This window comes from Leclercia pneumoniae (genome assembly GCF_017348915.1).
GTDB classification, from domain to species: domain Bacteria; phylum Pseudomonadota; class Gammaproteobacteria; order Enterobacterales; family Enterobacteriaceae; genus Enterobacter; species Enterobacter pneumoniae.
Genome location: NZ_CP071383.1, coordinates 1063528 through 1088184, shown reverse-complemented (window position 1 = coordinate 1088184; position 24657 = coordinate 1063528). Strand labels below are relative to the sequence as shown.

The 24657-nt window shown below is 56.2% G+C and carries 19 protein-coding genes, 1 tRNA gene and 1 pseudogene; 7 read left to right on the top strand and 14 right to left on the bottom strand.

The annotated features are described in order from the left end of the window. Positions 1 to 115 precede the first annotated feature (115 nt). A pseudogene (locus JZ655_RS05050) lies at positions 116 to 1149 on the bottom strand (DUF2157 domain-containing protein). 24 nt (positions 1150 to 1173) lie between these two features. Further along, on the bottom strand, positions 1174 to 2052 hold the full coding sequence (locus JZ655_RS05045; RefSeq protein WP_046884390.1) for a helix-turn-helix transcriptional regulator: 879 nt from the start codon (positions 2050 to 2052) through the stop codon (positions 1174 to 1176). A gap of 108 nt (positions 2053 to 2160) precedes the next feature. Between JZ655_RS05045 and JZ655_RS05040 the strand changes: the two genes are divergently transcribed. Together JZ655_RS05040 and JZ655_RS05035 are read left to right on the top strand one after the other, a co-directional pair. After that, a complete protein-coding gene (locus JZ655_RS05040) occupies positions 2161 to 3597 on the top strand; it encodes an MFS transporter (RefSeq protein ID WP_207293150.1) in 1437 nt (478 codons plus the stop codon). 79 nt (positions 3598 to 3676) lie between these two features. After that, positions 3677 to 4921: a mechanosensitive ion channel family protein gene (locus JZ655_RS05035; RefSeq protein WP_046884392.1), complete on the top strand. Its 1245-nt coding sequence runs from the start codon at positions 3677 to 3679 to the stop codon at positions 4919 to 4921. A gap of 3 nt (positions 4922 to 4924) precedes the next feature. Here the strand turns inward: JZ655_RS05035 and JZ655_RS05030 are convergent, their stop codons facing one another. The 11 genes from JZ655_RS05030 to JZ655_RS04980 all read right to left on the bottom strand — a co-directional run bounded on the left by JZ655_RS05030 (position 4925) and on the right by JZ655_RS04980 (position 18310). Then, positions 4925 to 5905, bottom strand: coding sequence for a LacI family DNA-binding transcriptional regulator (locus JZ655_RS05030; RefSeq protein WP_207293149.1), 981 nt, complete (start codon positions 5903 to 5905; stop codon positions 4925 to 4927). 75 nt (positions 5906 to 5980) lie between these two features. Next, the gene (locus tag JZ655_RS05025) at positions 5981 to 7123 is read right to left on the bottom strand and encodes a Gfo/Idh/MocA family protein (protein WP_207293148.1); all 1143 of its coding nucleotides are present in this window, start codon (positions 7121 to 7123) and stop codon (positions 5981 to 5983) included. Continuing rightward, positions 7116 to 8141: a sugar phosphate isomerase/epimerase family protein gene (locus JZ655_RS05020; protein WP_207293147.1), complete on the bottom strand. Its 1026-nt coding sequence runs from the start codon at positions 8139 to 8141 to the stop codon at positions 7116 to 7118. The genes JZ655_RS05025 and JZ655_RS05020 overlap by 8 nt, the downstream gene beginning before the upstream one ends. A gap of 14 nt (positions 8142 to 8155) precedes the next feature. Further along, positions 8156 to 9394, bottom strand: a complete 1239-nt coding sequence (locus JZ655_RS05015; protein WP_207293146.1) for an MFS transporter — start codon at positions 9392 to 9394, stop codon at positions 8156 to 8158. Positions 9395 to 9705: 311 nt separating this feature from the next. After that, positions 9706 to 11094: a phenylalanine transporter gene (gene pheP / locus JZ655_RS05010; RefSeq protein WP_040076723.1), complete on the bottom strand. Its 1389-nt coding sequence runs from the start codon at positions 11092 to 11094 to the stop codon at positions 9706 to 9708. A gap of 104 nt (positions 11095 to 11198) precedes the next feature. Further along, positions 11199 to 13172 carry a PhoX family protein gene (locus JZ655_RS05005; RefSeq protein ID WP_207293145.1) on the bottom strand — a complete coding sequence of 658 codons (1974 nt, stop codon included), beginning with the start codon at positions 13170 to 13172 and terminating at the stop codon, positions 11199 to 11201. 120 nt (positions 13173 to 13292) lie between these two features. Beyond that, on the bottom strand, positions 13293 to 15482 hold the full coding sequence (locus JZ655_RS05000) for a TonB-dependent receptor (RefSeq protein ID WP_207293144.1): 2190 nt from the start codon (positions 15480 to 15482) through the stop codon (positions 13293 to 13295). A gap of 53 nt (positions 15483 to 15535) precedes the next feature. Further along, entirely contained in the window at positions 15536 to 16621 is a 1086-nt protein-coding gene (locus JZ655_RS04995) for a YncE family protein (RefSeq protein WP_207293143.1), read from the bottom strand. Between the two features lie 317 nt (positions 16622 to 16938). Continuing rightward, positions 16939 to 17214, bottom strand: a complete 276-nt coding sequence (yahO, locus tag JZ655_RS04990) for a DUF1471 family periplasmic protein YahO (RefSeq protein WP_040076727.1) — start codon at positions 17212 to 17214, stop codon at positions 16939 to 16941. Between the two features lie 309 nt (positions 17215 to 17523). Beyond that, entirely contained in the window at positions 17524 to 17979 is a 456-nt protein-coding gene (locus JZ655_RS04985) for a hypothetical protein (RefSeq protein ID WP_207293142.1), read from the bottom strand. Positions 17980 to 18233: 254 nt separating this feature from the next. Beyond that, positions 18234 to 18310, bottom strand: a tRNA-Arg gene (locus JZ655_RS04980). Positions 18311 to 18585: 275 nt separating this feature from the next. Here JZ655_RS04980 and JZ655_RS04975 point away from each other — a divergent pair. Next, a complete protein-coding gene (locus tag JZ655_RS04975; protein WP_342592064.1) occupies positions 18586 to 19293 on the top strand; it encodes an EAL domain-containing protein in 708 nt (235 codons plus the stop codon). 26 nt (positions 19294 to 19319) lie between these two features. After that, the gene (locus JZ655_RS04970; RefSeq protein WP_207293141.1) at positions 19320 to 20060 is read left to right on the top strand and encodes a helix-turn-helix domain-containing protein; all 741 of its coding nucleotides are present in this window, start codon (positions 19320 to 19322) and stop codon (positions 20058 to 20060) included. Between the two features lie 685 nt (positions 20061 to 20745). Here JZ655_RS04970 and JZ655_RS04965 read toward each other — a convergent pair. Then, positions 20746 to 21443 (bottom strand): IS1-like element IS1A family transposase gene (locus tag JZ655_RS04965; RefSeq protein WP_242637262.1). Its coding sequence is split into 2 segments (ribosomal slippage): positions 20746 to 21194 and positions 21194 to 21443, totalling 699 coding nucleotides; the frame shifts between segments, so codons are not numbered across the junction. A 228-nt stretch (positions 21444 to 21671) separates the two neighbouring features. On the opposite strand from JZ655_RS04965, the gene folD reads away from it, so the two are divergent. The 3 genes from folD (at position 21672) to JZ655_RS04950 (ending at position 24653) form a co-directional block, all read left to right on the top strand. Continuing rightward, the gene (gene folD, locus JZ655_RS04960; protein ID WP_040076827.1) at positions 21672 to 22538 is read left to right on the top strand and encodes a bifunctional methylenetetrahydrofolate dehydrogenase/methenyltetrahydrofolate cyclohydrolase FolD; all 867 of its coding nucleotides are present in this window, start codon (positions 21672 to 21674) and stop codon (positions 22536 to 22538) included. Between the two features lies 1 nt (position 22539). Further along, entirely contained in the window at positions 22540 to 22752 is a 213-nt protein-coding gene (gene ybcJ / locus JZ655_RS04955) for a ribosome-associated protein YbcJ (protein ID WP_040076829.1), read from the top strand. A 401-nt stretch (positions 22753 to 23153) separates the two neighbouring features. Further along, the gene (locus JZ655_RS04950; protein WP_046884406.1) at positions 23154 to 24653 is read left to right on the top strand and encodes a PTS transporter subunit EIIC; all 1500 of its coding nucleotides are present in this window, start codon (positions 23154 to 23156) and stop codon (positions 24651 to 24653) included. Positions 24654 to 24657 lie beyond the last annotated feature (4 nt).

Below are 24657 nucleotides of genomic sequence, written 5' to 3'. Positions count from 1 at the left end.
TTCCATCGAAATGACGGAAGTTCAGTGAGTTATTTTGTTAACGCAATGAACAATACGCAATTTTTACCGCGCCACCTCAACTCGCATTGATTCCCGGAAAGCGACTCGCAAAAAATTAGTTACCGGGTTCGGTGGCGTGCCAAATCCTCTCCGCATAACGCCCCAGCATCGCCAACGACACCGCCAGAATCAGGAAGAACAGCACCTTGTGCATGCCGTCCCAGAAGTATTCGAAATAGCGGGTGTAGAGGTTAATCGCGAGGAAGGTCAGGCCGAATCCGCGTAGCATGCCGTCGTCGGTTTTTAGACTGATGTAAATAGCGACCACCGCGGCCACGGCAAAGAGTAACGCCCAGGGGAGTAACGCCGCGCGTGTCACGCCATACCAGTTATCGATATCGTAATTACCGAAAATCGACATGATCCACAGCGCGACGAAGAGATATGCAGCCCCATCGCCTTACTGGTGGTGTAGAGATGACGCTGGATAAGGGGCTTACGCAGCAGCCAGCAGAGCGCCAGTAATGCCCCACCGAAGAAGATAAACCGCACCGGGTAGTTCATGCCCAGCCAGTAAGCTCCCCAGCCGGATACATACCCCGTCTCGGCGCCAAACCAGTTACCCAGCGACAGCAAAAAGAAGAGCCACACCAGCCCGGAACGCCCGAAAAAGCCCACCAGCCCATAGACCGCACACTCCACCAGGAAGAGGGGGGCAAGATGCCCGCTGCCGTTATCCAGCCGTTCGCCCAGTTGCCAGAGGGCGATTGCCGTAAAAAGCACGCCCAGAAAAAGCAGACCTTCAGTGGTGTAGTGCCACCGGGTTTCGTGTCGCTGGCGGGCAAACCCCCACAGGTAAAACCCTACCGCCAGCGCGGCCGGCAGGCCGATGCGGGCCAACGAGGAGAAGGAGAGAAAATCGATTATCCAGGCCATCAGTTCGCTGTCGGCAAACAGGCTGCCGAGGGCGATAATTGCGCAGGCCAGCGCCGTCCAGATGGCGTAGCGGCTCAACCGCTGCCAGTCCAGCACGGTACGTTTTAAGGTTGCAGCCAGCCGCTGATGATCGCTGGCGCTGAGCGCCCCTTCCTGCTCCCACTGGGCCAGCGCCCGGCGTAGCAGACGCTCTTGTTTACGCGTTACCTGCATGTTCAATCCCTGAAGCCGATAGAGTTAACTGAGTATAACAGCCTGTTGAGCCAGCCACGTTAGTGCATGCTCACCCTGCTCATCCACCGGCAGATAGACCAGCAGCCGGGATCCGTTTCGCGGCGCTGAGTACCAGTACATCTGCTGCAGATGAAAATCACCCAGCTCCGGATGGGAAAACAGCTTCAACTGGTTTTCTACGCCACGCACGTCGTAGCGCTGGTGCCACAAGGCTTCGAACTCCGCCGAGACCGCAAAAAAGCGCGCCAGCTGAGCTTCCCAGGCGGGATCGCCGCGATGCTCGGCCATCGCGGCACGGAAATAAGAGACAAAAATCGCCAGCACGTCATCACGCCTGCCGAGGCGGGCCTGCCATGTGGGATGGGTCAGGTAGAGGTAAATACAGTTGCGATCCTCCGGCGGGATAGTATTGAAATCCACCCCCATCAGATGCCCAAAACTGTCGTTCCAGGCCACGATGTCAAAGTTCGGTTTCTGGATGCTGGCCGGTTTCGGCATCAGGGTATCCAGCAGGCGCCGTGTGCCCTCGCTTATCCCCTCGCACGGCAGCGTTTGCGGCGCTTCTCCCGGCGGCAGCCCGGCCAGCACAAACAGATGACGCGTCTCGGTAGGGGTACATTGCAGCGCCTTTGCCACCGCCGCCATCACCACGCCTGAGGGGTTGACGTCCCTGCCCTGCTCCAGCCAGGTGTACCAGGTCACGCCCACATCTGCCAGCATCGCCACCTCTTCCCGGCGTAGCCCTGGGGTACGCCGGCGGCCACTGCGCGGCAGCCCCAGCCGCTGCGGATCAAGGCTTTCGCGGCGGGAACGTAAAAACGCGCCGAGCTGTTTACGGTTCTCTTCCTGTAACGAAGGAAGGGGGTCTGCTATCAACGCCATACATCACTCCTGCGTGGTAGTGCCAGTACCAGTATAAGCAGGAACTGGTACCCGTTTATCAGATCGTTGATGCTACGTCCCTCAGCTGTTACATGCAATGGAGTTACCATGAAAACCTCTGCCGTTTCACCGGGGCGCGCCGGCCTCATTTTACTGCTCACCGGCCAGATGTTGCCGCTGATTGACACCTCGATCACGAACGTCGCGCTAGACTCCATCACGCATTCGCTGCACGCCAGCGCGACCGAACTGGAGTTAATCGTCGCCCTGTATGGGGTCGCTTTCGCCGTCTGCCTGGCGCTCGGTAGCAAACTGGGGGATAACCTTGGTCGCCGTCGTCTGTTTATGACCGGGGTGGCGATATTCGGCCTGGCTTCACTGCTATGCGGTATGGCAGGCAGCGTGTCGCAACTGCTGGCCGCCCGGGTGGTGCAGGGCGCTGGCGCGGCGCTGATCATGCCGCAGATCCTGGCCACCCTGCACGTCACGCTAAAAGGCAGCGCCCACGCGAAGGCCATTAGCCTGTTTGGCGGCATTGGGGGGATTGCTTTTATTGTCGGCCAGATGGGCGGCGGCTGGCTGGTATCGGCAGATATTGCCGGGCTGGGTTGGCGTAATGCCTTCTTTATCAACGTGCCCATCTGCCTGCTGGTGCTGACATTAAGCCGTCAGTACATTCCGGAGACGCATCGTGATACCCCGTCGCGCATCGACTGGCAAGGGACGGTGTTGCTGGCCGCGATCCTCTGTTGCCTGCTGTTCCCGATGGCGCTCGGCCCTCAGTGGCACTGGGCATGGCCGCTTAAGGCCGCGCTTATCGCCATCATCCCGCTGGCAGGGCTGATGATTATCAGCGCCCGGAAAAAAGAGCGTGATCAGGCGCATCCGCTCATCCCCCCGCGCCTGATGCAGCTTCACAGTATCCGTTTTGGTGTACTGATTGCGATGCTGTTTTTCAGCGTCTGGTCCGGATTTATGTTCTGCATGGCGCTGACCATGCAGACCGGGCTGGGGATGGCGCCCTGGCAGTCGGGCAACAGCTTTATCGCCCTCGGGGTGACCTATTTTGTCTCGGCGTGGTTTGCCCCGCGCCTGATCGCCCGCTACAGCACAAGCACCATTCTGCTGATGGGGCTGGGGATTCAGATGGTCGGCCTGCTGGCCCTGATCGCGACCTTCCGTTACTGGGGGCTGCACAATACCGCCCTGACGCTGGCCCCCGCCACCGGGCTGGTGGGCTACGGCCAGGCGCTGATTGTGAACAGCTTTTATCGCATGGGGATGCGTGATATCGGACCGGACGACGCCGGCGCGGCCAGCGCCATTCTTAGCACCTTGCAACAGGCCGCGCTGGGGCTGGGCCCCGCTATATTTGGCGCGATCCTGTTGCACGCGCTGCAGACGCACGGGGGCGATTATGCCAGGGCAATTAACGTCTTCCTGGTGGTGGAAACGGCCATGATGGGGATACTTGCCGCGGCCACGCTCCGCCTGCGCCATCGCCTGAGTGCGGCAGTCCCGGCGGGCTGCACCGCAGTGAAATAACCCTGTCCTGCATAACGTCGCGGTTTGCATAATAAATTCGCAGCCGTCATCATGTAGCCGCATCAATACAGGAGACGTTATGCAGGAATTCATTGCTCAGGTCGAAGAGTTAGGCATTGAAATTAATCACACCACCTCGCTGGTGATTATTTTTGGCATTATTTTTCTTACCGCCCTCATTATTCATCTTATTTTACATAAGCTGGTGCTGCGCATTTTCGAAAAACGGGCGCAGGCCAGCAGCCATTTATGGCTGCAGATTATTACCCAGAATAAATTATTTCACCGCTTAGCCTTTACCCTGCAGGGGATTATCGTCAATGTGCAGGCGGTGTTATGGCTGCAGCGTGGCAGCGAAGCGGCTGAAATACTCACCACCTGCGCAAAACTGTGGGTGATGGTATACGCCCTGCTCGCCTTCTTCTCCCTGCTGGATGTGATTTTCAACCTGTCGCAAAAGCTGGCGACCGCCTCGCAACTGCCGCTGAAAGGGATCTTCCAGGGTATTAAGTTAGTGAGCGCAATCCTGGTGGGGATCTTAATTATCTCGCTGCTGATTGGTCAGTCCCCCGCGATTCTGATAAGCGGTCTGGGCGCGATGGCCGCCGTGCTGATGTTGGTCTTTAAAGATCCGATTCTGGGGCTGGTCGCCGGGATCCAGCTCTCTGCCAATGACATGCTTAAGCTGGGCGACTGGCTGGAGATGCCGAAATATGGCGCGAATGGCACGGTCACCGACATTGGGCTGACCACCGTAAAAGTACGCAATTTTGATAATACCATCACCACCATTCCGACCTGGGCCATGGTCTCCGATGCCTTTATCAACTGGAGCGGGATGTCCGCCTCCGGGGGGCGACGTATTAAGCGCAGCCTGAACATTGATACCACCAGCATCCATTTTCTGGATGCCGGGGAGCAGCAGCAACTGATACAGGCGAAGTTACTGAAGCCCTATATGGCCGCACGCCATGAAGAGATTACGCTGTGGAATCAGGAGAACGGTGAGGGTGAATCGGTACTGAATCTGCGAAAGATGACCAATATTGGCACCTTCCGCGCCTACCTGAATGAATATCTGCGCAACCACCCGCGCATTCGCCAGGATATGACCTTAATGGTGCGTCAACTGGCACCGGAGGCGAACGGTCTGCCCATCGAGATATATGCGTTTACCAATACGGTGATTTGGGCAGAATACGAAGCTATTCAGGCCGATATTTTCGATCATATCTATGCCGTGATTGAGGAGTTTGGGCTGCGTATTCATCAGGCCCCTACCGGTAACGATATTCGTTCGCTGGCAGGCGCCCTGACAAAATAACGATCAGGTACTGGCACGCTCAATATAGTGCCAGTCCATCATCACCCGCTCCGTGGGCGCATCGGGGTTGTCGATCTTGTTCAGCAGCAGTTCCACCGCCTTGCGCCCGATATCCCGCGAGGGTTGTTCGATGGTGCTGAGCGGCGGTGAGACCAGCCCGGCGAGCTCGGTGCCGTCGAAGCCGGCCACGGCGATATCGTCAGGTACCCGTAACCCCGCCTGCTCAATGGCGCGCAGCGCCCCGGCGGCAAGGGTATCGGAAACAGCAAAGACCGCATCCGGGCGGGTGGGCGCTGCCAGCAGCGCTTCCATCGCCGCCATGCCGGCCGCCGAACTCAGCTCGCTGGCATACTCCACTGCCTGATACTCCAGATCCCGCAGATGCAGCACGCTCTTATAACCGCGCTCGCGCAGGCGGGCATATTTGTAGCTGAGATCGTGGTTAATCAGGGCTATGCGCTGCCGGCCGGCGTCAGCCAGACGGCTGACCACGTGCTGTGACGCATCCACATCGTTAATACCGACGCAGGAGACCGCCCCGGCATCGGCATATTCGGCGCATTGCACCCAGGGTGCCTCGCCAATCAGCGCCGCCAGTTCGTTCAGGCGTGAGAACGCATCCATCGTAATGACCCCGTCGACCATCTTGCCCGACAGCAGGCTCAGGCCCGAGCGTGAACGTTCAATATCCGAGCCGGAGTTACAGAGCAGAATGCGAAAACCGTTCTTTTCCGCCTCCTCTTCGATGCCCTTAACCACCTCGGCACAGAAAGGGTTTGCGATGTTCGAGACCATGACCAAAATCATGTAGCTGCGCGCAGTACGCAGCTGGCGCGCCAGCAGGTTGGGCTGGTAATTGGCCTCTTTTATCGCCTGCAAGACGCGGTCGCGGTTTTTGGCTTTGACGGTATCGCTGTTATTAAGCACGCGCGAGACCGTCGCGACCGACACGCCCGCCAGCCGGGCGATTTTCTGAATGGACATAACAACGAGTGATCCTGCAGTTGAGATTCCCGGCAGGCTACCATAAATTCGCGGCCCGGCGTACCGGGGTGCGTGTTACACGGCGACTTTCACCCAGCGCTGCTGCTGATGGCTCTGCACAATGGCATCAATGATGTGCATCACATTGGCGCCGTCGTGGAAGGTGGCAAACAGCGGCTGCGCAGGCATTGCCCCGGCCTGAACGGCGCGATAGAACTGCGCCATCATGTTTTTAAAGGCATCCGGCCAGCCTTCAATGTGCCCGCCGGGGAAGTGGGCGCTGTCGGCGGCGTCCGGGTGCATAAGGCCAGGGTCGTCGGTCAGCAGCTGGTTGGCCTCGGCGCGACGACCAATCCATAGCCGTTGCGGTACCTCCTGGTCCCAGGCCAGCGCGCACTCGCTGCCATTGATTTCAACGCTGAGGCGGTTTTTGCGCCCTGCGCTCACCTGCGAGACGCTGAAAGAGCCTTTACTGCCGTCGTCAAAGCGCAACAGTACCGAACCGAAATCCTCCGTGGTAACGGGTTTATCTTCATACTCCGCCTCGGCTGCGTGGCTGAAGGTCTGATTGCCGGCAATGTTCGCCTTACGGGTTGGCCAGACGATGGCGAGATCGGCCATCACCTCGGTAATGCGGCGGCCAGTGATAAACTGCACCGTATCGCACCAGTGAGAGCCGATATCCGCCACCGCGCGCGACGCGCCGCCGAGTGCGGCATCCACCCGCCAGTTGTAGTCGGTTTCCAGCAGCATCCAGTCCTGCAGATAGCTACCGTGGGCGGCAAAAAGCCGCCCGACAGTGCCGTCGCGCACCATGCTGGCCGCCTGGCGTACCATCGCAAACTGGCGATAGACAAAGCTCACCCCGTGGATCACCCCGGCCTGCTCCGCCAACGTCACCAGCTCCCGAGCCTCTTCCGGGGTCATGCACAGCGGCTTTTCTGAGAAGACGTGTTTACCCGCGCGCAGGATCTGGCGGTTAATCTCCGCATGCAGATGGTTCGGCGTGCAGTTATGCACCACGTGCAGATCCGGATGTGCCAGGAGCGCCTCCACGCTGGCGTAGGCGTGGGGAATATTCAGCGCCTGTGCTTTCTCCTGGGCCTGCGCAAACGACCCGTCGCAAAGCGCCACCACCTGCACGCAGCCGAGGCGGCGCAGCGCTTCAATGTGTGCCGGGCCGATAAAGCCGCTGCCGATAATGCCCACGTTAATCATCACTCTCTCCTGCCGCGAAATCATCAAAGGCGCGCGCCGAAACGGGGATGATATGCCGGGAGATAAACTCGCGGCCTTCCCGGGCGCCGGTGTCGCCATCCTTCAGGCAGCACTCCCACTCCAGCACCGCCCAGCCGTCATAATCGTACTGGGTCAGCTTGCTGAAGATGCCCTTGAAATCCACCTGCCCATCTCCCGGCGAGCGGAAGCGCCCGGCGCGGTTGATCCAGCTTTGATACCCGCCATAGACGCCGCTGCGTCCGTTCGGGCGGTACTCCGCATCCTTCACGTGGAACGCCTTGATGCGGGTATGGTAGTGATCGATAAAGGCCAGATAGTCCATCTGCTGCAACAACAGGTGGCTGGGATCGTAGAGCATGTTGCAGCGCGGGTGGTTATCCACCAGCGCCAGGAAGCGTTCAAAGGTCACCCCATCGTGCAGATCTTCCCCTGGGTGGATCTCGTAGCAGACATTGACCCCCTGCTCATCAAACGCATCCAGAATGGGGCGCCAGCGGCGCGCCAGTTCGCTGAAGGCACCGCGGAAGCGCGCTTCGTTGTGGGGCGGCCAGGGGTACATCCACGGCCAGGCCAGCGAGCCGGAAAAGGTGGCGTGGGCGGTGAGCCCGAGTCTGGCCGAGGCCACCGCCGCCTGTTTTAGCGTTTGGGTCGCCCACGCCTGACGCGCTCCGGCATTCCCCCGCACGGCCTGTGGTGCAAAGTGATCAAAGGCGTCATCGTAGACGGGATTAACGGCAATCAATTGCCCTTCCAGATGCGTGGACAGCTCGCTGACCTCCAGCCCAAACTCGGCCAGCTTTCCGCGGATTTCATCGCAGTAGGTCTGGCTGGCTGCCGCCTGCGCCACATCAAATATCGCCGGATGATTACAGGGGATTTGCAGTGCTTTGTAGCCCTTCTCCGCCGCCCAGCCTGCCAGCCCGTCCAGGGTGTTAAAGGGGGGGTGCCCCCCGATGAACTGCGACAGAAAAATACCCGGTCCTTTAATTGTCCTCATACCCCCTCCCGTTATTACGCCTTGTCATCTTCATATTTGAATGAGACAAGGAAAATCAGTGCGATCGCGGCAGCGGCTACCGCCGGGATCCACCAGAATGTGACCCACGCCGCTGGCACGGGTTGACCCGCCACCAGGCGGTTATAAAGCGCGCCAGAGATCTGCGAGCCGAGCAGCATGCCAATACCGTAAGTGAACATCACGATCATGCTCTGCGCCTGCCCTTTTACCTTTTCACCCGCCACGCGGTCGGTGTAGATAAAGCCCACCACGAAGAAGAAGTCGTAACAGACACCGTGCAGAAGAATGCCGAGATAGAGCAGGATCCGCCCCTCTTCACTGACCCCCAGCGCAAACATGGCATAGCGGACAAACCAGGCCAGCATGCCGATCAGCAGCATGTACTTCACCCCAAGACGCCGGAACAGCAGCGGGATCACCAGCATGAAGAAGATTTCGGACATCTGTCCGAAGGACATGGCGGTACTGACGTCGGCAATACCGGCGTCGGCCAGGTACGACGCGGTGTAGGCGTAGTAGGTACCAAGGGGTACAGAGATCAGCATTGCGCACAGGGAGAAAATAAAGAAGTGACGCGTTTTCAGAAGCGCAAACGCATCGGCGCAGAAGAGGTCGCGCACCTTGACCGGCAGCCCTTTGGCGGGCGCAGGCGTATGCGGCAGCGTCAGGCTATAGAGCGCCAGCAGCACGGAGCTTACCGCCGCCACCTGGAAGATGGTGACGCTGGAGGCGACGCCCGTCACCCCGATAAAGATCCCCGCCACAATCCAGCCGATGGTGCCGAACACGCGTACCACCGGGAAGGTTTTATCGACGTTCGCCAGGCTATGGAATGCAATGTTGTTGGTTAAGGCAAGCGTAGGCATATAGCAGAGCGTGTAACCAAACAGCAGGCCAATTAACAGCGCGCCGTTTTCCGCCACCAGTGCCCCAGGGACGAACACCAGGATCACCGCCCCGGCGAGGTGCATCACCGCCATCACTTTTTGCGAGGCGAAGAAGCGGTCAACTAACATGCCGAGCACAAACGGCGACAAGATTGACGCAATAGGCCCCGCCGAGAATGCGTCACCGATGAGCAGTGACATATTGTGCTGGGTCATTACCAGGCCGAGCGTAACTGACCAGCTCCCCCAGATAAAAAATTGTAAGAACATCATCAGCGACAGGCGCGGCACCAGCATGCGGTGCTGGACTATCGCCTTTCCACGACTTTCAGTTGTTGACACCATGATCTGCCCCACCCTCAAAAGTAATCGATTACAAATTACATCAATTGAAAAGTAATCGATTACAAAAGAAAGATCATGGGGATCGAAACAGAATTGGGAGAGGGGTCACGATAAAGATTCTTATGCGCTAGCGCAGGCGAAGCACCGATTTCGTCGCGGGGCCGCGGGGATTGATAAGGGGGACCCGGCGGTCCCCCTTGTCACGTTCACGGGTGGTGTAATGCCATATTCTGCTGAACATGAGGTGAACGGAACGATTCCACCGTGCCCGGCATGACACTCTAGGTTGCCACTGCCCTTAAACCTTGCCGTTACTTTTTACGCGACAGCTTAAACGCCACAAACAAAAACACCACCCACACCGGTAACAAAATGGCTGAAGTACGCATGCCATCCATGGTGCACATCAGCACCAGGATCATCGCCAGGAAAGCGATACAGAGGTAGTTACCCGCCGGGTAAAGCAGGGCCTTAAACTGCGTTTCACGCCCTTTCCGGCGCATTGCCGCGCGAAAACGCAGGTGTGCCAGGCAGATCATCACCCAGTTCAGCAGCAGCGTAGCGACCACCAGTGCCATCAGCAGGCCAAAGGCATCATGCGGCAACAGGTAGTTAACCAGCACCACCAATGACGTAATCGCCCCGGAGAGGATCAGCGAGTTCACCGGCACGCCACGACGGCTGACCCGGGTCAGGAATTTCGGCGCATTGCCCTGCACGGAGAGACCAAACAACATCCGGCTATTGGAGTAAACGCCGCTGTTATAGACCGACAGCGAGGCGACCAGGATAATAAAGTTCAGCGCAGAGGCCACAACGTTGCTGTTCAGATCGTGGAAAATCATCACGAACGGGCTGCTGTCCGATTTCACCTCTACCCACGGATAGAGTGCCAACAGCACCACCAGCGAACCGATATAAAACAGCAGAATACGGTAGACCACCTGGTTTACGGCTTTAGGGATGCTCTTGTGCGGATCCTGCGCTTCAGCGGCGGTGATACCAATCAGCTCCAGCCCGCCAAAGGAGAACATAATGACCGCCAGCGACAGAATCAGCCCTTTCCAGCCGGTCGCCAGGAAGCCCCCGTGCTGCCACAGGTTGTCGATCGATGCCCGTTCCCCGCCGTGACCAGAGAACAGCAGCCAGATGCCAAAGCCGATCATGCCGACGATCGCCAACACCTTGATCAGCGCAAACCAGAACTCGGTTTCGCCATACAGGCGCACGTTCACCAGATTGACGGCATTGATGATGATGAAGAAGCCCGCGGCCCAGATCCAGGTCGGCACGTCCGGCAGCCAGTACTGCATATAGATGCCTGCCGCAGTGAGCTCAGCCATGCCCACCAGCACAAACATCACCCAGTAGTTCCAGCCGGAGAGGAAGCCGGCGAACGGGCCCCAGTATTTATAAGCAAAGTGGGCAAAGGAACCGGATACCGGCTCTTCCACCACCATCTCGCCGAGTTGGCGCATGATCAGAAAGGCGATAATCCCGGCGATAGCGTAGCCCAGCAGTACGGCTGGCCCGGCCATTTGAATTGCAGGTCCGATACCGAGAAAAAGGCCGGTACCGATAGCGCCCCCAAGGGCAATAAGTTGAATATGGCGATTTTGCAAACCACGATGCAGCGTCGGAGCCTGTTCCGACGAGGCTTCAGCAGCACCAGTGGCTGAAGCGGATGACGCGTCTTTCACGTCCTACCCCTGTCTCTTTCTAATAGAAGGGGCACCTTTTAACACTTCAGGCAGATGGGAGCAAGTGAATCGCCGGGCAGCGGACGCCGCCCGGCATGCGGAGGTTAAGATCCGATAATGCCGCCGTCCGCTTTGGTGATCACCACCGTCGAGGCGCGCGGGCGTCCGTTCGGATTGGCATCGGGCCAGTTAGAGACGGCGCGCGGGTTAGCCGGATCGGTAATATCATCCCCGCCCTCCCCCGGATGCTGAATATTGATAAACAGCGTGCGGTTATCTGGCGTAAAGGCGATACCGGTGATCTCACAGCCACGCGGTCCCGTCAGGAAACGTCGATAATCATTGGTGCCAGGAATGGTCGCCACCATCTGGTTGTTGCCCATCCCTTCGTACGCTTTCTTATTGATGGTACTGGAGGAGACATCGGTCTGGATCCAGAGCACTCCCTGATGATCGAAGGAGAGGCCGTCGGGGCTGCCGAACTCGGCCCCTTTCATCGTCCCTTTCGCGCGCGGATCGTCGCTCTGGGCGCGCCCCGCCAGCACCAGGATATCCCAGGCAAAACCCTGGGCGGCAGGATCGTTCCCGGCTTCCAGCCAGTGCATAATATGGCCGTACTGGTTATTCGCCCGCGGATTCGCCGCATCCGGTGCCGCCTTGCCCTCTTTCCCGCGATCGCTGTTATTGGTCAGCGTGCAATAGACGCTACCGCTGCTGTGTGGATCCACCGCGATCCACTCAGGACGATCCATTTTCGTCGCCCCTACCGCATCGGCGGCCAGTCGGGTTTTGATTAACAGATCGCCCTGGCTTTCAAAGCCCTTGTGCGCATCCAGACCGTTCTGCCCGTAGATCAGCGGGAGCCATTCGCCGCTGCCATCGTCGTTAAAGCGGGCCACGTAGAGCGTGCCCGTTTCCAGCAGACGCATGTTGGCATCGCGGTTCGCCGGGTCGTATTTGTTCTCTGAGATAAATTTATAGATATATTCGAATTTCTGATCGTCACCCATATAGACGACCGCCCGTCCGTCGGCCGCCAGCGTTACCGCGGCCCCCTCGTGCTTAAAGCGGCCCAGCGCGGTGTGTTTACGCGGTGTCGAGGTGGGATTATAGGGATCGATCTCGACCACCCAGCCAAAGCGGTTAGGTTCATTCGGGGTTTTATCAACGTTAAAACGGTCATCGACTTCATTCCAGCGGTAGGACTCATCGCTATCGCTAATGCCGTAGCGCTTTTCCAGCGCGTTATGCTCGCCTTTTTTGACAAAAATATCTGACCAGTTCTCTTCACAGGTGAGATAGGTGCCCCATGGCGTATGGCCGTTGGCGCAGTTTTGCATGGTGCCCAGCACCTGCTCACCCTGCGGATCGGCTGCCGTTTTCATCAACGGCTGGTGGCGCGCCGGGCCGGTAAGCTGCATCGGTGTATTAACCGTGATGCGACGGGCGTAGCCGGAGGGGCGAACGACCTCCCAGCCGCTGTCCCCTTTTTTCACTTCGATGACCGACACGCCCATAGCGTTCTGCCCTTTGCGCGCTTTCTCAAGATTCCAGTTCGCCGCGCCGTCGGGGAACAACATGCCGTTATCGATATACTCGTGGTTCATTGCCAGCAGGCCGTGAGTGGGGTTGTCTTGATTCTGCGGCAGACTGAACCACGCCATGCCGTCGTGGTGCATACCGGCCTGTACCGCCTGCTCCTCTGCCGTGTTGCTGGCATCCAGTTTAAAGGCGGGCATATTCCCCTGAATGCCGGTAGCGTCGCCCCAGCGGTAGAATGGCCGCGCAAGATACCCTTCGGGGACCCTGACGCTATCCTCTGTGGACACGGCGATGCTGGTAAAGCCGAGTGAGACCGCCTTCGCCAGCGGTGAGGGCGTAGCAACTGCGGCAAAGGCTTGCTCAGGTTTAATCAGCAGGGGAAACGCGGCTGCGGCTCCGGCAACGGCACCCAACTGCAGAAGACGTCGGCGGGAGAGAAATATCTCCGCTACGCTGGAAAAGGCCGGGTTGGTAGAGGGATTACTGACATCGTCGCGATGTTCTTTTTTAAATACGGACTTAAGAGGTTTACCCACGATGGCTTCCTGTCATTGGCTCGAAAATAGCACGGTGGGAACACTATAAAAACTCCGCATGACAGTTTTATAACAGGCGCAAGGATGGGGCATCCCTGCCCCGGATAACGAAAGTAAAACTTAGAACTCGTAGCCAACAGAGACTTTAAAGGTGCGCGGCTCCCCCTGGTAGATATAGGTGCCGCTGTCGTCCGCACCTGCCCAGTAGTTTTCGTCGGTAACGTTTTCCACGCCGGCACGTACCGTCATCTGATTCTGATTGTTGTTCAGCGCTACGCGGTAACGCACGCCAAGGTCCAGCGTGGTGTAGCTATCCAGCTTTTTGGTGTTCGCCTGGTTAGCATACTGTGAGCCGGAGTGGTTAACGCGCGCGATCGCGGTAAGCCCCTCGACCGGCTTGATGTCATACTCTGCGCCCAGCACGGCGTAGAAGTTCGGCACGCCGATGGCATCATTGCCCTCATACAGGCCGGTACTGGTTTTCGTCAGCTCTGCCTGCAGCCAGGTCGCCCCGCCATTCAGACGCAGACCCAGCATCGGCTCGCCAAAAACGCTCAGCTCGACGCCGCGGTTACGCTGTTCGGCATTCAGGCTATAGACCTTCGTTGCGCTGTTAAGGGTCGAGACGGGCATGGTGATCTCAAACAACGACAGCGAGCCACCAACGCGACCAAAATCGGCTTTGACGCCCACTTCATTCTGCTTCGAGTGAACAATACCGGTGCTCTGACCATAGTTGACCGCCGTGTTTGGCGCAGCTTTACCCGGCTGCAGCGACTCGGTATGGTTTGCGTAGAGCGAAAGCTCTTGCAGCGGCTTGTAGACGATGCCGTAAACCGGGATCCACCGGCTGCCATCGAAGTTATCAGCCAGATTTTCTTGCCCGGTCTGCTTGTCATAGCCACGAACCACCACTTTCTGATGACGCGCGCCAAGGGTGAAAAGCAGTTTGTCATCCAGCACGCCCAGCGTGTCGCTCAGCAGCCAGCCCTGAGTACGGGTGCGTCCACTGGTGATCGGATCGCTGTAATTGCCCCCTTTACCATCAGAGTTAGTGCTGACCGGCGGGTTGACCGGATAAGGGTGATAGATATTGACCAGCGGATTATCGGCAAGTTTTGACGTCTTCCAGGCAGTTTTTTCCTCTTTGGTCTGGGCGGAATAACCCAGGTTCACTTTGTGCGAAACAAATCCGGTATCGAAGTTACCGCGAATGCCCGCCATGCCGCTCATCGTGTCGCTGATGCGGTTGGTATCCAGGTGGCTGGCGGTGGCGTTGCCGCTCTCGTCCTGCAACCTCGGGGCGCTGTACAGACCCAGCTCATGCGCATGCTGCGCGCCAAGTTCGGTGTAAGCCGTCCAGCTGTCGTTAATGTCGTACTCGCTGCGCCACATGCCGAATTCGTTTTCGACATCGCTCCAGGCCCATTTCTGCGAATAGCTGCGATCGTTTTTCGGTAACGAAGGAACAAAGTCGACATACATAATGTTCAGACCGGTTTCACCGCCGTGGAAGGTTTTCTTCTGGTAGCCCATGTCAACGGAGGTGCGGAACTTATCGCCTTTGTAATCGAGACCAACAGACGCCAGGGTGGTACGACGACGATCGTTGTCAATCGCAGTATCTCCTTCGCGATGCACCAGATTAACGCGGGCGCCGAACTGATCGCTGTCGCCGAATCGACGACCTGCGTCCGCGGTGGTACCGATCTGCGCATCGGAGGTGTAATCCATCCCCAGCTTCACCTGCGGAATGTCACCGGCGTGTTTGGGTTCAAGGTTGATCATCCCACCCACGCCCGAACTGGCCGCGCCGTTCATCAGGGCGTTAGAACCTTTGAAGATCTCGATACGATCGACCATCTGCGCGTCTACCACCTGGCGCGGCAGCACGCCAGAGAGGCCACCGAAGGTCATGTCATCGCCATCAAACTTCAGGCCACGAATGCGGAAGCTTTCCGCGTAGTTGCCATAGCCCTGCAGCGGCTGCACGCCCGCGTCGTTAGAAACTACATCGCCGATGGTGCGCGCCTGCTGATCTTCCACCAGCTTGGAGGTGTAGCTGATGATGTTGAAAGGCACGTCCATGGCGTTTTGCTGGCCGAGCATCCCCAGGCGTCCGCCGTTGGCGACCTGCCCATCCAGGAAGGCCGGCACCAGCAGATCGCCGCCGGGCTTGAACTCACCGGTTGGCGCGGCTTGCACCACAATGGTCTCTTCTTTGGGGTCAACGGCGGCCCAGGCGGAGTGGGTGACGGCGCCAATAGCCAGCGCCAGCAACGTTTTATTTAATTTTCTGGTGTTGTTCATGGTTAACTCGTTCAAATACGCGCAAAAAGGCCCGTTGCCGGGCCTGACTATTTTTATTTAAGAGAGATTCTGACGACGCTATCCGGCCCGCTGGTGGAGTGATCTTTGTTGAACGGCTGTTTGACGGTAACGTACAGGGTCTGGCCATCTTCAGAGAGCAGCAGGCTGTTCGGGTTCGGCGGCAGATCCCAGCTCTGCTTCACCGCATAGGTGGTCGCATCCAGGCTTAGCACTTTTCCTGCCTCACGCTGGGAGATGTAGAGCTCATTACGTTTGGCGTTAAATTTCACCGCCAGCGAATCGCCGACATCCAGCTGCTTAATCACTTTGCCGCTGTGGATATCCAGCACCAGCGTGGTTTTCGCTTTCGAGTTGTCGGTGACAAAGAGACGGCCTGTGGCCTTGTCTTCAGCGAAGTTCAGCAGCAACGCCGGTTTATCGCCCAGCGGTTTCCAGCGTTTTTCGATACGGTTGGTGTGCGGGTTAAGCACCAGGATCTCACCGCCGCCGTTAGCCACATAGATACGGTCGGTTTGCTCAGACCACAGCAGGCCTGTCACCCACTGACCGGCGTTCTTGATGGTCTTTTTCAGCTTCAGCGTTTTTGCATCCACAACCCAGACCACTGCCGGATCGGCGACACCGCCGATATAGAGAGTGCCTTCATGCAGCAAGACCTGACGCGCACCGTACGGATACCCCTCTTTATTGCGTTCGCTAAAGAGCAGGCGCTGTTTCACTTTGCCGTCGGCCGTGTCGATAGCGCTGATGCCGCCATCCAGCGAATTGGTGGTATAGACCGTTTTGCCATCGTCAGAGATCGCCAGTGCAAAGTTTTTCAGGTCGGTATGGCTGCGGCCGAGGGTTTTCAGCGTGGTGGGCTCGAGCTTGTACACCACCCCGCCCTGCACGTCTTTAAAGCCTTCAGCGCTGGCTACGTAGAGCGCATCGCCTTTCGGGCTGAGCACCATTTCATACAGCCCGTCTGCCAGCTCGCGTTTAACCACGCCGGTCTGGGCGGGCGCTGTCGCAGCGTCGGGAGTTTGTGCTACCGGTTTGGTGACGGCGGATTGCTGTGTGGCGCAGCCCGTCAGGGAGAGGGCAACGAATAGCGCCAGGGCGGAAAGTTTTTGGGTCATCAGGAACATCCTTTACCGTACAAATCGAATTTGAGGCGGATGTCTGCGTCGCATGAAAATGCGTTTATGGTTGTGATGTTGGGCTTACGCCCCTGCAGACTCCACCGTAACACTCAGTGTTCCTTGTGAGATCTGCGCTCACTCCTGCTGCGGAAAGATCCCTGCCACCCGCAAACACTAAAGAGAATGAGAACTATACTTATTATCCTTTCGTAATCAAGTGTAAATATGGACATCTCCCGACATAAAAGCCGAAGGGGGACATAAAGAGGGGAAGTGATTGAACACCACCCCGGTCGCCCGGGGCGGTGGAAGGGTTATTTTTTCTTGTAGATGTCGGCGGTGCCGTGGATTTTTTTATCGGTATTGCCGGAGGTCAGCACCAGCACATCAGCACCTTTCTCATCGGCTTTTTTGATCAGCTCTTCTTTTGCATCCGAAACCGCCGTTTCACCCGAGGTATTAACCGTACCGATTTTCTCGTATTGAGACTCGACCTTAGAGAAATCCTCTTTCGTCATAAGTTCTGCAGCAAAGGCGTTGGTGGTAAAGAAAAAAGCGGTTCCTAACAAAATAGCAGTCGTCTTTCTCATAACCTGATTCCTTTTGATTAATACAGGATCTACCTGACCTTGCGACAGTGCGCAAAGTTTAAACAGCATGGGTGAGAAAGCGTACAAATTCCATGAGCTGGAACGCATTATTTATGACAGTGCGGGATGCAGGCTCTGGTTCTTTAATGGTAAGCGGCAGTTGCGTTCGGTCGAGCAGAGGTTAATGGTCTCAATCAGCCCGTACCGTGCAACGGGCATTTTGTAAAAGGGGCGCCTGTTCATCGCTTTAACGACGCGAGTTAAAGAAGCGAAAGTAACGAAAACATACCAGGCGGCGACTCTGCAGAGCTATAAGAAGTTGGGGGCAACGCCAAACTTCGGCGTCTTAATATTCGCTGCCCACACTTTAATGTCATTCTGTAAGACGAGCGTAAAGTCTGATTTCAGGTTTTGAACCATCCCATTTACCCGCTCCGCATCAGTCACTGCAAAGTGCTCAATTTTTTGATTGTGTCCGATATTCACACATTTGTAAGTTGCGGGAACTTCTTGTCCACTCACCTCGAAAGGCTTTTCAGGCGTATCACACCCACCTTCAGCGATATAGGAAACAACCATGTTGGCGCCCGGATGGCCCTGCTGTGAGATGCTCACCATAACCGGAAGCTCATTCGAGGTTTGCGTCATGCCGTAAAGCACCACCCCATCCGAATACCATGTGTTGTATTCCCGCTGGAGAGACGCAGCCGAAGCACTTGAACTGATTACAGCCAGAAATGAAAGGATACCAAGCCAGATTCTCATAAGCGTTTTCCATAACAAGTTTGCGTCCATTATTCAGAATGAACTTTCAACCGCAACTCATTAGGATTATTCCTACCAGTTCTGGCGGTGCTGTTTTACCCTAACCTTATGTTTCAGATTGATTAAACGCATATTAACCGTATGAAGGCGTTTATTTCAGACGTTGCTTTTTGATTTTGACGGCTGATGTCCCAACTCTGTCTCAGGATGACATTTGTGAAGCGGGAGGAGTGCGGTGAGTCTCTGATGTGAAATGGCACGCCCTGTAGGATTCGAACCTACGACCTACGGCTTAGAAGGCCGTTGCTCTATCCAACTGAGCTAAGGGCGCACTGAATGCGGGTACTACGCAGTGGTGAAACGCGTGGAATTATACGGTCAATAGCAGGTGAGTCAATGCCTTTCGGCGCGTTTGCCGCGCATCTCAGCAGATGTCTCTTTCCCCCTTAACAATACGTTTAAAATTTCAACATTTACTGGCGGATCAGCCAACTACGAAATAGCTTAGTCGACATTAAGTAACGCCCAGTTTTATCCCCCTCCGCCACCCGACACACTGTTCTGCGGTAACCCGGCGCCCTGGAAGCCGGTATAAAGGACAGTGAAGTGAGCTTAACCTCGTTTTTGGCCTCCCCTCCGCTAAAGAGTCCGTTGCAGTCTCTCCCCTGCGGCATCGTCGGCATGAAGCTGGAACCCATCGTCAACCTCGCCACATTTCATACTGTCGGCGTGGAAGTGCTGAGCCTTTTGTCGCCGACCCTGCAAAGCGAGCCGTGGTTTCAACAACTCTCTGCGGAACACGCACTCGCCTTGCTACAAGTACAGTGCGAGACGCTCAAAAATCACTTTCCCTGGCACAACCTTTTCATCAACTTGCCGATAACCCTGCTGACAGAGGTGGATTTATTTCACCAGTTGCTGCCGCTACCCGGTCCGGGTGCGAATATTGAGATCGTTGAACCCGCTCAGCTTCTCTCCCTGCCCTGCACCTCACGCATCCGGGCGATAGAACATCTGCATCTTTTGTCCGGGCGTGGCTGCCGTATATGGCTCGATGACGTTGATGAAGCGCAAATCCACGGTTTCATCGACGCGCATTTACCTTTGAGCGGGATCAAGATCGATAAGATGGCGTTCTGGCGTCTGAAGACGACTCCCGCATTTTCATCCCTGGTAAACCTCTGCGCAACGCTTGCGCGAAACGTCCTTGTTGAAGGGATCGAATCACAAGAGGATTTAGCGCTTGCGCGTCAGGCGGGGGCCGGATTCGGCCAGGGATATTTATGGCCCTCCGTCGGCAGACGGCATGGCTAAAAGGAGGCTTGCCTGAGGGAACAACTATGCGCATGACCGTACGCCGTTACCGGCGACGTCGCACGGGAAGTGATTCGTTAGGCTTCGCACAGTCCCGTTTTAGCGCGCCTTTCTTTGATCGGCTGGTCTATCTCAGCCAGGCTATAAATCAAACGCGCAAACCTGAAGTTCCCTGGATGATCCTGGTCTCCCGCGATAACTATCTCTGCGCGGGGCTACAACGCAGCCCCTCACCGGTGAAGCATTGCCGCAGTTATGACTCTCTGGACGAGGCCCTGGGCGCCAGTCAGCTCTGGCCCTCCGCCCGGCTGGTGATCGATATTGAAAGCGACATCGCGCCGTGGCTTGAACTCCTCGACGCCCTACGCAGGTTAACGCTCTATCCTCCCTATACCCCGGTCACTTTGCTGGTACGCGCTGATAACTACCCGGGCCGCCTGTTTTGCAAAACGGCGGGACCGTTTCACGTCGTCGAACGCCAGCTTTGCGCTACCGCCTTGCCAGCGGCGTTGAATCCGCACGATATACCGAAAGAGGGGTGGTTTTCAGCCAACGAGTGGAAACTGCTGTTCCCGTTGTCGTGTGGACAATCCCTGAAGGAGATAGCACAGGAGAATAGCCAGCCCTATAGCCGCGTCGTTTACCGGCTTAGCCGCATCCTGAATAAGCTGGGGCTGAGTCATCGTCAGGAGCTCTTTCATCTACTGAGCCAGCTTCCAGCCTCGTCCAGTACGTTCGACCGCCCCTCTCTTCCTGGAGAATGTTAAGAAATGACGTAGTTTACTTGGTTAAATTTTTGTTAAATAAAAACAAAACAACAACAAATATAACTATTCCTAACGGCACCGCTCTGACGATGCTAAACACCAGAAACACGGTCAAAAAAGAATATTCTTCTGGTTAGGATTACGGACTGTTTTGCGTAATTAATGTAATAGCAATGTAAACAAGGATTGGTTGTAGACGGGACGCTGGCTGCCGGGCAGGCGCGCAGCAGATATGGCTTTTGGTAGAAAAAATTTCTCTGAATGTTTCACATGAAGGTACAGCGCGGGCTGCGCACCCTCTTCGCTGACGATGCTGGGAATTTTTACTATAGAAGCCGTCGCTCGATTATTAACATTTTGTCAACAATTGGCGAGATGTATTATTTTTTCCTGATACATTCAGATGTTTCGCTGCCATTCTTCATCCAGGCAGGTTATTAACCCAATTTTAAAATAATAGTTTTTCCTCTCCAGAACATCATATTAGGCAAGCCATTAACAATCATTTACCTGCTTTTCGGATAAAACGTAGCGGGTATAATAAGATCTATAAGATCAATTTCCTGAATAATATCTCACGCTGTGGTGAGCTTGTATTTTATTCATAATAAAGAGTGCCCTGAACATCACTATGCCAGTATGGCAGTGATGACTTTTTAACGGACGACCCGGTAATGACTCCAACTTATTGATAGTGTTTTATGTTCAGATAATGCCCGATGACTTTGTCATGCAGCTCCACCGATTTTGAGAACGACAGCGACTTCCGTCCCAGCCGTGCCAGGTGCTGCCTCAGATTCAGGTTATGCCGCTCAATTCGCTGCGTATATCGCTTGCTGATTACGTGCAGCTTTCCCTTCAGGCGGGATTCATACAGCGGCCAGCCATCCGTCATCCATATCACCACGTCAAAGGGTGACAGCAGGCTCATAAGACGCCCCAGCGTCGCCATAGTGCGTTCACCGAATACGTGCGCAACAACCGTCTTCCGGAGCCTGTCATACGCGTAAAACAGCCAGCGCTGGAGCGATTTAGCCCCGACATAGCCCCACTGTTCGTCCATTTCCGCGCAGACGATGACGTCACTGCCCGGCTGTATGCGCGAGGTTACCGACTGCGGCCTGAGTTTTTTAAGTGACGTAAAATCGTGTTGAGGCCAACGCCCATAATGCGGGCGGTTGCCCGGCATCCAACGCCATTCATGGCCATATCAATGATTTTCTGGTGCGTACCGGGTTGAGAAGCGGTGTAAGTGAACTGCAGTTGCCATGTTTTACGGCAGTGAGAGCAGAGATAGCGCTGATGTCCGGCGGTGCTTTTGCCGTTACGCACCACCCCGTCAGTAGCTGAACAGGAGGGACAGCTGATAGAAACAGAAGCCACTGGAGCACCTCAAAAACACCATCATACACTAAATCAGTAAGTTGGCAGCATCACCCAGGTCTGGTCTTAATCATCCCTAAGAAAAAAACCGTACAAAACGCAGGGACTGGATGGTTCAGCCGGAGGGCGATCAGGAAATCTCGCAATGGGTGACTGACAGCAGCGCTCGCTTCTGACAAAATATAGGCAATCCCCCCTTTAAACCTTACAGATGGAATCCTCTCTCTGATGGCAGCACAGATTATTGACGGTAAAACGATTGCGCAGCAGGTGCGCTCTGAGGTCGCGGAAAAAGTGAAGGCGCGTACAGCGGCCGGAAAACGCGCCCCCGGACTGGCTGTTGTGCTGGTCGGCAGTAACCCGGCATCCCAGATTTATGTCGGCAGCAAACGCAAGGCGTGCGAAGAGGTGGGCTTTGTCTCCCGCTCTTATGACCTGCCGGAAACCACCAGCGAAGCAGAGCTGCTGGAGCTGATCGACACCCTGAACGCTGATAAAGAGATCGACGGCATTCTGGTTCAGCTGCCGCTGCCTGCAGGCATCGACAACGTGAAGGTTCTGGAGCGTATCGCACCCGATAAAGACGTGGACGGTTTCCATCCGTATAACGTTGGTCGCCTGTGCCAGCGCGCGCCGCGTCTGCGTCCTTGCACGCCACGCGGTATCGTTACCCTGCTTGAGCGCTATAACATTGATACCTACGGTCTGAACGCCGTGGTGATTGGCGCCTCGAATATCGTTGGCCGCCCGATGAGCATGGAGCTGCTGCTGGCTGGCTGTACCACGACCGTTACCCACCGCTTTACCAAAAATCTGCGTCAACACGTTGAAAACGCGGATCTGCTGATCGTCGCCGTCGGCAAGCCTGGCTTCATTCCCGGTGAGTGGATTAAAGAAGGTGCGATTGTGGTGGACGTAGGCATTAACCGTCTCGAGAGCGGCAAAGTCGTGGGCGATGTGGTTTATGAGGATGCCGCCGCGCGCGCCTCTTACATCACCCCGGTGCCGGGCGGCGTAGGCCCGATGACGGTAGCAACACTGATTCAAAATACTTTGCAAGCATGCGAAGAGTATCACGACGTAGAGGAAGCGTAAGATGGCCACTTTTTCATTAGGTAAACACCCACACGTAGAGCTGTGCGATCTCCTGAAGCTGGAAGGCTGGAGCGAGAGCGGCGCGCAGGCCAAGATCGTCATTGCTGAAGGTCTGGTTACGGTTGATGGTGCGGTGGAAACCCGCAAACGCTGCAAGATTGTTGCGGGACAGACCGTGAGTTTTGCAGGCCAGAGCGTGACTGTTACCGCCTGAGGCGTGTGATGCCCGGTGGCGCGACGCTTACCGGGCCTAAATACTGAGTGTATATTTCCCCTCACCCCGGCCCTCTCCCCAAAGGGGCGAGGGAGAAAACCGCACCGGGCAGCCCCCTCTCCCATCAGGGGCGTGGGAGAAAACCGCACCGGGCAGTCCCCTCTCCCCTATGGGGAGAGGGTTAGGGTGAGGGGAACAAACCGCTCTCCTCTCACTTTATCCCCCATCCCCATCACGGTTAATTATCGATCGACTTCAAAGAATCACTATTTCGTTTGTTGAAATGTGAAAATTTAGTTGCGCGTAATTCCACCTTTCCTCACGATAAGTATAACGTTCTACTAAAACGTTATACTTACTATAACAGCGCGAAAAAAGCGCTTCTCGGGGGAGATTTCAGCATGAGTCTGATATCAGGGTTTGTTAAATCGTTGTCTAAGTTATCGATGATTGGCCGCGCCTTAATGCTGCCAATTTCACTGCTTCCCGCTGCCGGCCTGCTGCTGGCGTTCGGGGATAAATTCCATCTGCCGCTGATGATGAATGCGGGCGGGGTTATTTTCGATAACCTGCCCATGCTCTTCGCTATCGGTTCCGCGGTGGGTCTGGCGTCAGAATCGGGCATCGCTGCGCTCTCTGCGGCAGTGTCGGTATTTGTTACTAACATTACCATCGGCACGCTACTGAGCATCACGCCGGAGATGGCCTCTCAGGGCGGTAAATACGCCATGGTGGTCGGCATTCCTACTCTGCAGATGGGCGTCTTTGGCGGCCTGATCTGCGGTATTCTCGCCGCCTGGTGCTATAACCGCTTCCATACCATGCAGTTGCCGGAGTTCCTCGGCTTCTTCTCCGGTAAGCGATTTGTGGCGATTGCGACGGCATTTCTGTCGTTCCTGCTCGGCCTGCTACTGCCGTACATCTGGCAGCATATCCAGTCCGGCATCGACGCGCTTTCGGTGGTGGTAAACGGCGATAACCAGGCGGCCTCGACCTTTATCTTCGGTCTGGTGGAGCGCGCGCTGATCCCGCTCGGCCTGCACCACATCTGGTACCCGTCGTTCTGGTACTCGTTCGGGGATTACACCACCCAGGCGGGCCAGGTGATCCACGGCGACCAGACCATCTGGTTCAAGATGCTGGAAGAAGGGACTAAATCCTTCAGCAGCGACACTTACCAAAATGCCGGTAAGTTCATGCAGGGCGAGTTCCCGCTGATGCTGTTCGCGCTGCCTGCGGCGTGTCTGGCGATGTATCACGAAGCGCACACCAAGAATAAGAAAATCGCGGCCGGTATTCTCTTCTCTGCCGCACTGACCTGCTTCCTGACGGGGATTACGGAGCCGGTTGAGTTTACCTTTATCTTCGTGGCACCGATTCTGTACGTCTTCAACGCTATCATGGCGGGTCTGGCCTATATGACCATGTACCTGATGCATGCACATATCGCCAAGTCGTTCTCTGCGGGCTTTATCGATTATCTGTCGTTCGGGATCCTGCCGTCGTTTAACGGCTACCAGACCAACTTCCTGAACGCGGTGATTATCGGTATTCCGATGGCGCTGATTTACTACTTCACCTTCCGCTTTGTGATCCGTCGTTTCGACGTGAAAACACCGGGTCGTACTGACGTGAGCGCGACAACCGATGACAAGACCGATACTGAGCTTGCCACCGAAATCATTGCGCTGCTGGGCGGGGCGAACAACATTGACTCCGTCGGCTCCTGTATCACCCGTCTGCGTCTGGAAGTGGCCAAAGGCGATGAGGTAGATAAAGACGGGCTTAACGGCCTGGGGGCACGCGGTGTGGTCTTCGTTGGCGATAAGGGGATTCAGGTGATCTTTGGTGCCAGGGCACAGTTTATCGCCCAGACTATGAGCACGCTGATCGGAAAATAATAAG